The organism is Bacillus sp. FDAARGOS_235 (assembly GCF_002073415.2).
GTDB lineage: Bacteria > Bacillota > Bacilli > Bacillales > Bacillaceae_G > Bacillus_A > Bacillus_A toyonensis.
This window is the reverse complement of the sequence record NZ_CP020437.2, coordinates 451,881-465,671: the sequence shown is the minus strand read 5'-3', so window position 1 is coordinate 465,671 and position 13,791 is coordinate 451,881. Positions and strand designations below refer to the sequence as shown.

General features: G+C 33.1%; 13 protein-coding genes, 2 pseudogenes and 1 riboswitch. Of the genes and pseudogenes, 10 read left to right on the top strand and 5 right to left on the bottom strand.

Features of this window, described 5'->3' with window-relative positions:
- The first annotated feature begins 192 nt into the window (after positions 1 to 192).
- The 6 genes from A6J74_RS04095 to A6J74_RS04070 all read left to right on the top strand — a co-directional run bounded on the left by A6J74_RS04095 (position 193) and on the right by A6J74_RS04070 (position 7,111).
- Positions 193 to 1,434 carry an esterase/lipase family protein gene (locus A6J74_RS04095; RefSeq protein WP_000517087.1) on the top strand — a complete coding sequence of 414 codons (1,242 nt, stop codon included), beginning with the start codon at positions 193 to 195 and terminating at the stop codon, positions 1,432 to 1,434.
- Positions 1,435 to 1,521: 87 nt separating this feature from the next.
- Positions 1,522 to 2,547: a homoserine dehydrogenase gene (locus A6J74_RS04090; protein WP_000701775.1), complete on the top strand. Its 1,026-nt coding sequence runs from the start codon at positions 1,522 to 1,524 to the stop codon at positions 2,545 to 2,547.
- 227 nt (positions 2,548 to 2,774) lie between these two features.
- Positions 2,775 to 4,223, top strand: coding sequence for a MocR-like pyridoxine biosynthesis transcription factor PdxR (pdxR, locus tag A6J74_RS04085; protein WP_000471599.1), 1,449 nt, complete (start codon positions 2,775 to 2,777; stop codon positions 4,221 to 4,223).
- Between the two features lie 4 nt (positions 4,224 to 4,227).
- The gene (ddlB, locus tag A6J74_RS04080; protein WP_002038752.1) at positions 4,228 to 5,142 is read left to right on the top strand and encodes a D-alanine--D-alanine ligase; all 915 of its coding nucleotides are present in this window, start codon (positions 4,228 to 4,230) and stop codon (positions 5,140 to 5,142) included.
- Positions 5,143 to 5,215: 73 nt separating this feature from the next.
- A riboswitch (TPP riboswitch) is annotated at positions 5,216 to 5,321 on the top strand.
- A 127-nt stretch (positions 5,322 to 5,448) separates the two neighbouring features.
- Entirely contained in the window at positions 5,449 to 6,138 is a 690-nt protein-coding gene (gene tenA / locus A6J74_RS04075) for a thiaminase II (protein ID WP_000144530.1), read from the top strand.
- Between the two features lie 649 nt (positions 6,139 to 6,787).
- Complete coding sequence (locus A6J74_RS04070; protein WP_001032074.1) at positions 6,788 to 7,111, top strand: heterocycloanthracin/sonorensin family bacteriocin; 324 nt, start codon at positions 6,788 to 6,790, stop codon at positions 7,109 to 7,111.
- A gap of 155 nt (positions 7,112 to 7,266) precedes the next feature.
- On the opposite strand, the gene A6J74_RS04065 is transcribed toward A6J74_RS04070, so the two are convergent.
- The 4 genes from A6J74_RS04065 to A6J74_RS04050 all read right to left on the bottom strand — a co-directional run bounded on the left by A6J74_RS04065 (position 7,267) and on the right by A6J74_RS04050 (position 10,033).
- Positions 7,267 to 7,539, bottom strand: a complete 273-nt coding sequence (locus A6J74_RS04065; protein ID WP_000088127.1) for a hypothetical protein — start codon at positions 7,537 to 7,539, stop codon at positions 7,267 to 7,269.
- Between the two features lie 437 nt (positions 7,540 to 7,976).
- Positions 7,977 to 8,324 (bottom strand): exosporium leader peptide-containing protein, encoded by a 348-nt coding sequence (locus tag A6J74_RS04060; protein ID WP_000343263.1) that lies wholly within the window; start codon positions 8,322 to 8,324, stop codon positions 7,977 to 7,979.
- A gap of 1,107 nt (positions 8,325 to 9,431) precedes the next feature.
- On the bottom strand, positions 9,432 to 9,731 hold the full coding sequence (locus A6J74_RS04055) for a hypothetical protein (protein ID WP_000110270.1): 300 nt from the start codon (positions 9,729 to 9,731) through the stop codon (positions 9,432 to 9,434).
- An 80-nt stretch (positions 9,732 to 9,811) separates the two neighbouring features.
- On the bottom strand, positions 9,812 to 10,033 hold the full coding sequence (locus A6J74_RS04050; protein WP_000807684.1) for a hypothetical protein: 222 nt from the start codon (positions 10,031 to 10,033) through the stop codon (positions 9,812 to 9,814).
- Positions 10,034 to 10,526: 493 nt separating this feature from the next.
- Between A6J74_RS04050 and A6J74_RS04045 the strand changes: the two genes are divergently transcribed.
- The 4 genes and pseudogenes from A6J74_RS04045 to A6J74_RS04025 all read left to right on the top strand — a co-directional run.
- Positions 10,527 to 11,327 carry a C1 family peptidase gene (locus A6J74_RS04045; protein ID WP_000097507.1) on the top strand — a complete coding sequence of 267 codons (801 nt, stop codon included), beginning with the start codon at positions 10,527 to 10,529 and terminating at the stop codon, positions 11,325 to 11,327.
- A gap of 279 nt (positions 11,328 to 11,606) precedes the next feature.
- On the top strand, positions 11,607 to 11,777 hold the full coding sequence (locus tag A6J74_RS29945) for a hypothetical protein (protein WP_002109451.1): 171 nt from the start codon (positions 11,607 to 11,609) through the stop codon (positions 11,775 to 11,777).
- Positions 11,778 to 11,804: 27 nt separating this feature from the next.
- Positions 11,805 to 12,288, top strand: a pseudogene (locus A6J74_RS04030) (ArpU family phage packaging/lysis transcriptional regulator).
- Positions 12,288 to 12,377, top strand: a pseudogene (locus tag A6J74_RS04025) (site-specific integrase); the annotation flags it as partial. The pseudogenes A6J74_RS04030 and A6J74_RS04025, both read left to right, overlap by 1 nt.
- A 190-nt stretch (positions 12,378 to 12,567) precedes the next feature.
- Here A6J74_RS04025 and A6J74_RS04020 read toward each other — a convergent pair.
- On the bottom strand, positions 12,568 to 13,791 hold the full coding sequence (locus tag A6J74_RS04020; RefSeq protein ID WP_000379782.1) for an ATP-grasp domain-containing protein: 1,224 nt from the start codon (positions 13,789 to 13,791) through the stop codon (positions 12,568 to 12,570).

Here is a 13,791-nt window from a genome sequence, read left to right as displayed (position 1 = left end):
ATTCAAATAATCAGATTTACAAGTTGTATTGTAAAAAGTAAATGTTTACTTGAATTAATATTTATCAACATTTGTGTATGTTTTCTATATATACAACGTATATAAAATACTTTACATTATGTGTAAGTTAAAAACTGAATGTGTCAATATTTTTCACGGAAAAATGAAAGCGTTTAATTAGGGGGAGAAAGTATGGGAAAGTTATTTTTAAAAGTATGTTTTTTCACATTAGTGACTGTTTGTTCATTCATAGCGAAAACAACTTACGCTGAAGAGAGGCAACAAAATAATTATCCTATCATTTTAGTGAATGGATTTGCTGGATGGGGTAGGGAAGAAATGTTAGGGGTAAAATATTGGGGTGGTGTTCATGATATACAGGAAGATTTAAAAAGAAATGGCTATACAGTACATACGGCTGCTGTTGGTCCTGTTTCTAGTAACTGGGACCGTGCATGTGAATTATATGCACAAATTAACGGTGGAATTGTAGACTATGGTGCGGCACACGCTGAGAAACATGGACATAATCGTTTTGGTAGAACTTATAGTGGATTTGCACCAAATTGGAGTGAAACAAATAAAGTTCATTTAGTTGGGCATAGCATGGGTGGACAAACGACAAGAACATTAGTGCAGTTATTAAAAGAAGGCAGTTATGAAGAAAAAGACTATGTGAAAAATCATCCGAACGCAAAGATATCACCACTATTTGAAGGCGGTAAATCGTATGTTCATAGTGTTACAACTTTAGCAACTCCTCATAATGGCACAACACTCGCGGACGGAAGTCTTCTATTGCCGTTCGTTAAAGATTTACTCATTACAGCTGCGAGTTTAGGAGGAAACAATAATTTATCATTATATGATTTTAAATTGGACCAATGGGGTATGAAAAAAAATGCTGGAGAGTCCTTCTTCCAATATGCTGATCGGATTTTAAATAGTTCAATTTGGGAAAATACAAAAGATATTAGTCAATGGGATTTAAGTACTGATGGAGCAAGGGAGTTAAATAGTTGGGTAAAGACGCAATCGGATGTGTATTACTTATCGTATAGTGGACATGCATCACAAGCAGCACCTATAACAGGTTTACAACTACCTCATATTACAATGAACAAAGTGTTAATGGGGAATGCATTTTTCTTAGGTTCCTATGCAAGATTTGAAGAAAATCGCCCATTAATTGATACATCTTGGTGGCAAAATGACGGTGTAGTAAATACAAATTCTATGATTGCGCCTTCAACTAGTATTGCTGTAAATAATAATGAGTTTTTACAGGTTGGTAAATGGAATCATATTGAAACGAAAGCAAATTGGGATCATTTAGACATGGTAGGACTAAGCGTTTCAGACACGTTAGGTTTTTCTAATATTCAAGAGTTTTATAGAACAGTTGCAGAAAAGTTATCGCGGTTACCGCAATAGTTAATAATAAAGCGCTCTCGATGGAATTCGGGAGCGCTTTATATTATATTGAAAGAGGGATATGGAAGAAAAATATGGGGGGATATTATGAAAATACAAGTTGTTTTATCAGGATACGGGACAGTAGGAAGAGAGTTTATAAAATTAGTAAACGAAAAATATTTATATATATACGAAACATATGGAATCCATTTAGTTGTAAGTGGCGTATTAGGTAGAAATATTGCAATACATAATGAGGAAGGTTTGTCTATTCATCATTTATTAATGTATGGTAGCGGTACTGCAGCAATTGAAAAGTATATAGAACATCACCCGAAAGACCGTGCAACAAGTGGGATAAGTGGTACTGTATTGGTAGAATCAACAGTTACAAATCTTAAAGATGGAAATCCGGGAAAAAAATATATAAAACAAGCGATTGAGAAACATATGGATATTGTTGCAATTTCAAAAGGTGCACTCGTTACTAACTGGAGAGAAATAAAGGCAGCAGCAAAAGAAGCGAATGTACGAATTCGCTATAGTGGCGCAACTGCTGCAGCACTACCGACATTAGATATTGGACAATTTAGTTTGGCTGGATGCAATATTGAAAAAATAGAAGGAATATTAAACGGGACAACTAATTATATTCTTACAAAAATGTATGAAGAAGATGTTACGTTTGAAGAAGCACTGAAAGAAGCGCAAAATAAAGGAATTGCTGAGACGAACCCAATATTAGATGTAAGTGGTTCGGATAGTGCGTGTAAATTATTACTTTTGGCAAACAGCTTGATGGGTGTTGAGAATATGCTTACTGATATGCATATAAAAGGAATCGAAAATGTTACAAAACAACAAATTCGACATGCTAAGGAACAAAACAATTATATTAAATTAATAGCTTCAGCATATAAGGATATGGATGGTAAAGTGAATCTTAATGTAGAACCGCTTGAAATACAAAAAGACCATCCACTAGCAAAAGTAAATGGAACTGAAAAAGGAATAACATTCTTTACAGATACAATGGGACAAGTTACTACAATTGGTGGAGCTTCTAATCCACGCGGAGCCGCAGCAGCTGCTTTAAAAGATGTAATTAACTTATATCGTAGAGATTTATAGAAGTAAAACTCACACCTTCAAAATTCGGATGGAGAAAAAAAGTTAGGTGGGAGCCTTTTAGCCCATATATGTCCGATTCGGGCTAAAAATCGGTGGGGGATGAATAAAATTCCCACGGATTAAAGTTTCACTTTATAAGACCGTACCGCTGTTAATAAAAAATACATATGTAGTGGACCTTTTGAGAATGAAATAAATATGCAAAAATAATTGCAGGGGGTAAGAAATTGTTTAAAGATTTTAAAGTTGTAAAAGATCGTCCCGTTTATATTCAATTAAAGGATTATTTTAAAAAGATGATTATGAAAGGGCATTTGCTCGGTGATCAAAAGATCCCATCAACAAGGGAACTGAGTGAATTATTATCAGTGAGCAGAAATACAGTACTCTCTGCTTATGCGGATTTAGAACAAGAAGGACTCATTTATGCAGTAAAAGGAAAAGGGAATTTCGTTGCGAAGGTGGATATATCTAACACTTCGTCTGTTGAAATAGATTGGAAAAATAAACTTAATACAGTTACCACATTAGCGGATGAATTAGACTTAATGAAGCATGGAGTCCGCTGGGAAAAAGGAATGGTTGTTTTTAATAGTATAGCCCCGGACGAAAAGCTATTTGATGTTGAAAATTTCAAAAGAGCTTTTCTTACTCGTATGTCCATTGAAGGGGATATCGTATTGAACTATGGATATGCAAAAGGTTACCGCCCGTTAATGAAATATCTACTTCATTACATGGAAATAAAAGGTGTAGATATTTCGAACAAAGATATTTTAATTACAAATGGATTTACAGAAGGATTAGATATTGTACTATCTTCCTTAGCGAAAAAATCAGGGCGTGTGATTTGTGAGAATCCAACTCACCATGCTGCATTGAAACTTTTTCGCTTACATGGACTTGAAGTTCATGGGATAGATATGAATGATGATGGTATTGATACGACTGAAGTAGAAAAAAGTTTACGTGAAAAGGATTTTGATTTTGCGTATTTAATTCCTTCTTATCATAATCCAACTGGTATTGTTACAAGTTCGGAGAAAAGAACGGAATTGATGAGGTTATTTTCGAAATATAAGGTTCCTATTATAGAGGACGGATTTAATGAAGAATTACGTTATTCAGGTTCACATTTATCGCCACTATTAACTTTTGCAGGGGCTGGTAATAATGTGATTTATATTAGTAGCTTTTCGAAGGTACTTTTCCCTGGTTTACGTGTAGGGTGGATTATTGCCGATAAAGAACTGATTCATTATTTAGAAAGTGTTAAAAGAGCAAGAACCATTCACACATCTACGTTAGATCAAGCTGTTTTGTTTCAATATTTACATGAAGGATATTTTGAAAAATATTTAAAAAAGGCAAGATCTGTTTACAAGAAAAAATATGAGTTAGCCGTTGGGGCTTGCAATCAGTACATTCCGTTTAAAAGGATGACTGGAGATGGCGGACTTCATTTGTTTATAGAGTTGGAAGAGAAAATTCACGCTCGCACACTTTTACAAAAGTGTTATGAGAAAGGTGTAACGTTTTCTCCTGGAGATGTTTTTTATTCTGATGGAGGGGGAGCGAATACATTCCGCTTAGGTTTTTCACGTTTGAAGGAGAAAGAAATAGTTAGTGGGATTCAAATAATTGGTGAAACTTTAAAAAATGAAACTTGGAGTTGAGAAAATGAGAATTGGCGTTATTATGGGAGGAGTATCCTCTGAAAAACAAGTATCAATTATGACTGGAAATGAAATGATTGCACATTTAGATAAAAATAAGTATGAAATCGTTCCAATTACGTTAAATGAAAAAATGGATTTAATTGAAAAAGCGAAAGACATTGATTTTGCATTGCTAGCATTACACGGAAAATACGGAGAAGATGGTACGGTTCAAGGGACGCTTGAGAGTTTAGGTATTCCATATAGTGGCAGCAATATGTTATCTAGCGGTATATGTATGGATAAAAATATTTCGAAAAAGATTTTACGTTATGAAGGAGTAGAAACACCAGATTGGATTGAACTTACAAAAATGGCGGATCTAAAGCTTGATGATTTAGATAAGTTAGGATTTCCGTTAGTGGTAAAACCAAACTCTGGCGGCTCGAGTGTTGGCGTAAAGATCGTCAATGATAAAAATGAATTGATCTCAATGCTGGAAACTGTATTCGAATGGGATTCTGAAGTAGTAATTGAGAAGTATATAAAAGGTGACGAGATTACTTGTTCAATTTTTGATGGTAAACATTTACCTATCGTTTCAATTCGACATGCAGCTGAGTTTTTTGACTACAATGCAAAATACGATGATGTTAGTACAATTGAAGAAGTTATTGAACTTCCAACTGAAATTAAGGAACGTGTAAATAAAGCGTCATTGGCTTGTTATAAAGCATTAAAATGTAGTGTTTATGCAAGGGTTGATATGATGGTGAAGGACGGAATTCCATATGTAATGGAGGTTAATACATTACCAGGGATGACCCAATCAAGTTTACTGCCAAAAAGTGCAGATGCCGCGGGGATTAATTATAGTAAACTATTAGATATGATAATTGAAACTTCATTAAGAGTGAGGAAAGAAGAAGGTTTTTAAGATAATTATACAATTAAAACTTTTGATAGTTCCACGAAGTATGCTATGATAATTACAATACGACAACTAAATATTTATCCACTAGGGGGGCCTTTTGTAGGCTGAGATCAAACATAATTTTGAGACTCTTAGTACCTGATCTGGTTAATACCAGCGTAGGGAAGTGGGAAGACGATTATATTTAAAGAATACATTAATATTGTCTATTTCACTTTCTTTACGCCTGTAAAGAAAGTTTTTTTTGTTTTACAGATTTAATAACTGTGGATAAATACATATATTTTATACATTATTGGAGGAATTTAAATGACTTTTTCACAAACATTACGTAAAGAAGTAGATTCTATTTGGGAGGCAAGTTTTCATCATCCTTTTGTAAAAAAACTTGGTGAAGGTACGTTAGATTTGGCAAGTTTTCGTTATTACGTACTTCAAGATTCATATTATTTAAGTCATTTTGCTAGAGTACAAACTTTAGGAGCTGCAAAGGCTCTTGAATTAGAAACGACAGCTCGCATGGCACACCATGCTCAAAATACATACGAGGCAGAATTATCATTACATGAGAATTTCGCAAAGAAATTAGGAATTACGGAAGAAGAAAAAGGTCATTTTATCCCTGCCCCAACTGCATATGCGTATACTTCACATATGTACCGTGCGGCGTATGAAGGGCATTTAGGGGATATTATCGCAGCAATTTTACCTTGCTACTGGCTATATTATGAAATTGGTGAACGTTTAAAAGAATGTCAGCCAGAAGAGCCGATTTATAAAGAGTGGATTTCTGCTTATGGATCTGATTGGTTCCGTACTTTAGTTGAAGAGCAAATTACACGATTAGATACTATCGCTGAACTAGTGACAGAGTCTGATCGGAAGCGTATGAAACAGCATTTCATTATTAGTAGTCAATATGAATATTCATTTTGGGAAATGGCTTATACATTAGAAAAATGGCCAGTGGATACAGAAGTAAAAGATGTAATTGGATAAAGAGTAGAGGTATTGTTATACATATGTATGGATAATACCTCTTTATATGATTTCAAAAAAGGGGTATCGCAAAAAAGACGTATCAATCTAAGTGCGTCTTTTTTCAATTTTCTTCAATTAGCAATTTCATGGAGAGCTTGCTGAAAAAGTAGAATGAAAAGCCCTAATCAGGGCTTTTTTTGTAGGAATTTCTTAACCGTCATTGAGTCCTGTCACTAGTAGGTGTTTTGACGCTACGACGGACTAAATCGATTATTCGGCTAGTGAAGTATATAAAAAAGTTAGGAATATCTGAAGGTGCTCTCAGAAAGTATATGGAAGTGTTATAACGAGAGGCATTTACAGTACAGAAAAATCTAAGCGGCATACGGGAATACGTAGGATACGGCATCATGGTTATTGAGAAATGAATTGAACTTAGTAAGCATGAAGATATGACGCAAGCATTCACATTTTATAATTTCTATTTATAAAAATGAGCCCATAGTAAAAATAGGTATATGAACAAGGTGCACCGTCTAGTGATAGGTCATACTTTATAGGTGTACGTATTGAACTTAGTTTATAGCGTTATTTCTACTTAGATTTAACGAACAGAAATATTGGAAAGCATCGATGAGGTTAAAGTTTATAAACGGAGGTCATGAAAATGAATAAGTTTCAACAAGAACTACAAGCGTTAAGCCTTAATGATTACCAGTCTGGAAATATTGTGTATTGGGACCAGCAAAACCAATATCCATACTACTATTTTGAAGATGCTGCTCGTCGCTGTGGCGGTTGCGGTCGTTGTGGCGGTTGTGGAGGTCGTTGTGGTGGTGGTGGATTCCGTTGTGGTGGATTCCGTTGTATTGGTTGCTTCGGTTGTTTTGGTTGTGGCGGCTGTGGCGGCTGTGGCGGTTGTTCAAATTGTTTTAATGGTTTTAATGGTACCACTGATACTACTGGTACTATTGTAACATATGAATATTGATAAGAGAGAAAAGGAATCTACTTTGTAAAGCGTTATACAATTTTATAAAAGAGATAAATCAAAACACACGTAGCATCTTTTAATTTAGAGAGATAATTTATCCAACCTTTTATAAACATTGTGACTTTATTTCAAATCAAAAATCGAATGTCTTTTTATGTTTTATACTCTTGACGCACTCTTTGACTTTTATAAGCAGATTTATTGCACCAGAACCAAAAAGAAGAGCTGCTATCAGCCCTTCTTTCTCTTTTCTTTTTAAGATTGTAATTCTTATAGCCTGTATAATATCTGTCCATAAATGCAACCATGTCACCAAAGAATCCCCATTTACCTACATTTATCCAACCTTTAACAACTGCCGATTTTAATGCTTTTTTCCCCGCATCTTTACGATCTTTTGCTGTTATATCTGATTTTCTGCTCATTCTCATACTTTATATGAAATATGTGAAAATCAGTATGAATGGTGGAAGTGAGCGCAACTTTAAAAGCTATTTATTGGGATTAACAAATTTAATAATCTATTTTTATTACTATTGATTAATTTTGAAACGTAACAAAACTACGTAACTGTTTGTATAAAATGCACTGCTCTAGTATTGAAAATTTAGAACATGGAATAGGGTGCTTTGTTTCTACAAGCTGTTTTTGTTTTACTTCATATTACGATTTATAGACCGGGAATTACACTTTAAATGTTTATTACTGTAGCAGTTATGTTTCTTTCACTAATAGTGTTAGTGGATGTACCAATTCCCGTGGCATTCAGAGATAGCCTGTATACATAAGTACCAGGGGGAGGCGTATCTATCCAGACTATTGAAACGTTGTGTGTTAAATTTGTTGAAACATTTACTGGTTATTAAATATCTTCTTGAAGCTCCATCTGAACCGCAATAGTAAAGACGCCTCTTTTTAGAGCGAGAATTGAAGATACAGTAAATTCTGTAAGGGGACTTAGGGAAACATAATCAGATCTGAAAACTCCTTCTAACTTTACTATTTGATTAACGCCTACACTAATAGCTGGTAATACGAGGTTAGTTGGGCTAGTTGCAGGAATATGACTTTGGTTAAATGTAACTGAAACAATGCCAGGTGGTCCGGTGTTACCGGTCGGTCTAGTAGGGAATTGAAAAGGTTGCATAGGTGGGAGTGTTGGTCCAATCGAATTCTGGTTTAATGCAGCAGAAGATAAAAACTCGTCCAATATAATTCACCTCTAAAAAATTTATATTACTGATAGTAAATGTAGGCGTTGAGCAAAGTGACATGGACAAGCGGTTGTATGTTAAAAATTAAACAAAATAGTTATTTTATTAAAGAAAAAACATGCACAAAAATTGCGCATGTATAATAAAAAGCTATTTCTTGTCTATGTAAATATATGATTGGCTTATACAAACCGTGAGTGTGTTTGAGAAAAATGGTTATTTATTAACAAATATAAAGAGCGCTTTTAAGGCGCTCTTTAACCAAAACTAATATTAAAAAAGAATACCGCATGATATTTTATGTATGTTCTTAATAAATGTGCGGTTTTTAAACAAAATCCTTATTTTATCTTAAATAAAAAGAGCACACATATAAGCGTGCTCTCAAATAAGAAAGGTAGAATGCTATGAATGGAAAGCCTCGATAGAATAACATATACTTGTCCGGTTTAAATGTGAGAAGTTTTTAATAAAAACGCTATTTTAGTAAGGAACAAGTTTAAAAGGCCCTGATTGACACAGGACCTTTTAAAAGGGAACAACACTTGACATGTTAAAAATTATGACTGAAAGGTATTTTCATATTACCATTAGTGGGGTTTTAATTCCAATAATGGTTGTTGAGAAATAAAACCTTTATTTTGCACAACAAAGCAGCTAGCTGAAGTAGCTAATTGCTTTATTGTACAATTTTAGAAGTTCACTGGATACAGATATATGTTGTAACAAATAGTTACATCTATGGTATAAACAAATACCAAAATATTATGCAGGAAAGAAAACTAAATTAAAACTTCATTTTATAAAGAGAGAAGCACAAAATATTATATGTGTATCCAGTCAATTGAGTGCGTTTTTACTAACAAAGAGCATCTAGCAAAAGCTAACTGTTCGGTTCTCCAAGGGGGAACAAGGAGAAAGTAACTTAATGGGTTGTCTACATTATTGACGGAATCTGGAGGCTTATTCGGTCAAATAAAAAAGGTACTGTATATAAGTGCACTTTGGACCAAGTTTTTTATGGTAACAGTTATTGGTATTATGTGTAAGAACTAACGCGTATCTTGAAAATAATGATTATTTATTTAAATGTAAATTCATAATTAGAGTAGAATCGCATCAATACGCTCGCAGTTAACTACAGTGATATCTCCGTTTTCATCTATAAATGTAGCAAGGCGGGATCTATTATGGAATCCTACAAATATAGAAGCTTTTAATATTGTGCCGTTAACTAACAGCTGTTTTATTTTTTTTCCTAAGTAATATGTTTCTAAAAGATAGCAAATATTTTTAGAACTCTCTTTTTGGGTTGGGATAAAAGAACGTCGGTTATTTGGAAGAGATGTTAGATTAGGATTGAATACTTTGGGAGTAATAGCATAGTTGATGAAAACTGACATTTTTCCGGCTCCTCTATTTTATAATTTATATTGAAATATGCTGTGTGAAATAGGGCTTTTTTCAAAGCCCCATCTTTACTCTACTCAGCTTCAATTCTAAGCGCTTGAATATCACGACAGTCCAAAACAATTATAGAGCCAGGTTCTGTTGTGTTATCCACAAATGTTACACAAAAATTATCTGGATTAAAGTTAGTAAAAATAAGATCCTCTAGTGTTGTTCCTGTAAGGAAAACATCTACTTCTGTACCTAACTGTAATCTTTCTAATTGTTCGCAAACACATTTTGTATGCTCAGCCATATAAAAACACCTCCTTTTCTCAAATTACTATTAATATATGTATAAATTAAATAGAACGATTGGAGTAATAGCTTAGTAATATTAATTATTTTGCTAGTTAATATTTTTATAAAATAATCCTTTGAAATGAATATCGTCCGGCTAGAAAACTAGAGGACACCAATTCATTAAAGCAGCCAGCCATTAAAGCTGTTTTAGGAATAGGTGTCCTTTTTATTTTGAAAAGGGAGATGGGGAAATGAATGTGTTAAGAGATCAATTAAGTGAATAGAAAAAGTAATCGAAACAAATAAAGAAGAAAAAAAATATAGAGTTCAAGTGGTTGTGAGATAAATTGAAAATAGAAATTGATAATTAAAAAGATAAATAATTAAAAATTTGGATGTAGTGAATGCAAATGAAATTAAAATTAAAAAGGTATAATTTTAATTTTTAAGTTAAGTATAGAAAAGAAATGAATCATCTAGATATAAAGAAAGGATGGATTTTTGCAATGAGCTCAAATGAATCAAATTTCAGTTTTACCAGTAACAAAGATATTGTAAAGTACCTTAATGTAAGAAAAGACCCTGTTGATTTAAGAGACAAAATATTTCGGAGTTACTTGTTTAGTAATGAGGCGGATTTGCCAACGCAAGTCGATCTTCGTCCTAAAATGTCAGGTATAGTAAACCAATGGAATATAGGTTCTTGTACGGCGAATGCAATTGTTTCAGGGTTAAGAGAATACCTATTATTACAATCAGGTCGTCCATTTACTTGCTTATCTCGTTTGTTTTTATATTATCATGAGCGAGAAATAGAAGGACATATTCAGGAAGATAGCGGAGCGAATGTTCGTGATGGTATGGATGTTCTTAAAAAAATTGGGGTATGTCCTGAAGAGGATTTTCCTTATACTGAGAATTTTAGAGATAAGCCATCACCAAAGGCTGAATCAGATGCAACGCTTTATAAAATTGGAACCTACCATCGTATTCAAGATTTATCGGGATTAAAGGCTGCACTTGCCCATGGATTAGTTGTTGTACTTGGATTTGCTGTGCCAAAATCTTTTATGTCAGAAGAAGTTAAAAAGACTGGTATAGTTCCGGTATCAGGAACAGATGATGTAATTGTTGAAGATGGTCAACAGGCAGGACATGCTGTTTGTGCTGCTGGATATGATGATAATAAGAAAACTGTTATTATTCGAAACAGCTGGGGAGAAGAGTGGGGAGATAAAGGATATTGTTATTTCCCATATGAATTATTTGAAAATGGAATTGTACAAGATATGTGGACAGGTCGTTAATTAGATAAAGAAGTGGAAGTATGGAAACAATAAAACACGTTATACATGTTACGGGTAGTATAAAAGAGCTTGAAAAAGATGTGGAAATAAAGGGAGTCAGGTTTGTTACCTACAACGGAAAAAGATATGAGTAATATTTTTATACAAGCTGGTATTTTAAGTGAACGAAAAACAAATATAGTCCGGCTAGAAAACTAGAGGACACCAATTCATTAAAGCAGCAATTAAAGCTGTTTTAGGAATAGGTGTCCTTTTTATTTTGAAAAGGGAGATGGGGAAATGAAGGTATTTAAGGATCAGCTACGTGAGTGGAAAAAGCAATCAAAATCAGCAAAGAAGAAAGGCAAGAAAAAGCGAAAAGAGAAATTTAGTACTCATGAAATTGAGGATTTGATGGGGGTGCATAGACCTTGTTATGAACGCAGACGTGGAGCATTAAGACAAAAGTAATTTAAAAATAAAAAGGAGTGGTCTTACATGACTAAACAATTATCTTTCTTACCAAAAATTGATAGAACAGCGACACAAGAGGAATTAGAAGGTGTGTTGGAAAGTGTACGTATACATAGACAATTTGGGATGATGCGTAAAGAAATGAAAGTCACTCCTTCTTATGAAATACGTGAGCACGGTCCTACACATACAGTTGGTAAGCTGTTAGAAGATGTTGCTATAGCAAATATTCAACAAAGCAAACGAGAAGAGTGGCTTGAAAGAATGTCAGTACGTATTGATCAGTTTCTAAATCGATTAGGGAACGGACGTGCAGGAAGCATTCAAAGAGATATTATTTATAAACGTTTTTTTAGAAGAAGAAGACGTATGTGATTACATGGTTTATAACGAAATAGGGATGTCTGAGCGTACTTATCGACGTTGGAAGTATAAAGCATTTTATAAACTTGCTTTTGCACTTGGATTAGAAGTTTACGAGACAGAAGAAACGGGAGGTATTGAATAATGAATTTCGTTCAACCAATACGTGATCCGGAGCAAATACAACAGATTAAAGAATATCTGAAGGAAAACAATGAACGTAATAATATTTTGTAAGAAATCATTTTGCAGTTATCTATTTAGTAAATAAATTAAAATTTCATAATAAAAAAGCTCACTACTTATATAAAAATAGATAAGTAGTGACTTTTTTTATTATGAATAATGATAGATTATGATAATTAGAATTATATGAAATATGATTTTTATTATATTTTTATCTGTTGGTGTATATAAGTTGTTCTTATTCTTCTTGGATTTCAAATGAAATTTCTTTAGCTGCTTCTAAAGCTATTTTTTTAGCTTCTGCTTTAAAATCGGCTGCTGCTAAAACGTATCCACATCGATGTCCCATTGATGTAGGTGGTTTTAAGTTAGTTCCTTTTTTAGGTTTTATAAAAACTTTCTCTACACCAGGATATTTAGAACTACGATTTTTTCCTGTAACTCGAATTAGTTTTCCTGTAGATTTAACTGTTAGGTAATGAGCGTACACATATTTATAATGTTTTTTTACTAGTGAAGGTTTATTTCCTAACATTAACCGAATAGTCTCTTGCACTAAGTTAATTCCATGCCCAATTTCAATTATGTCATTCATTGCTCCACCTGATATTCTGGGATTTATCTCAATTAATTTCCAAACATTATCTATTCTCCGGAGTTCTAGATGACACGCTCCATTTTTCATATTAAAAGCCTGAATAACAGAATTAATTGCATTGAAAAGACTATTATATAGTCTTTTTTCTACCCTTCCTAGTAAAGAATAACCAGTAACAATAAATCGTTCAAAAAATGTAATTTCTTGTTCAATTACTGCTATAATATGGACTTTTCCATCTTGAACTAAAATTTCAACTAAGTACTGAGGTCCATCTATATATTCTTCAAGTAAAATCTCTTCATTAGGTAGTTTGTTTAAAAGACTTTGTATAGATAAAATTAATTGATCTTTATTTTTTACTAATAATACATCTTTTGATCCTGTTGATTTAGGGGATTTCACAATAAGAGGGAAATTTATCTTATTATTTTTTTTAAAAAAAGATGATAATGATTCTGTTGGTTTGTAAATTGAATAGTTGAGTGAGATTGGTAAATCTTTAAGTACATTACGAGTTAATATTTTGTTTTCCATATGATGGATAGCTTTAGTAGATACAATATTTGAGCAAAATTTTTCTGATAAACGTGCAGCCATATAAACATAAGGGTCAATAAAACTAAAAATCCCTTTTATGTTTTTTCCTGATTTATTCAATTTTTCAATTGTTGTAAGTATATTATCATAGTCATTTATATCAGTGAAAATCATCTGATGTACATCAGGGAATATAGTGCGTTCATTAATAAATTTTGTTTTTTTAGTTAATAAAACAGTAAAGAAATTAAGTTTTTCAGCTGCTTTGATTGCTTCCCTACTTGATCCGGATTTATTTGTTTCAATGAAAACGATAGTATCCAT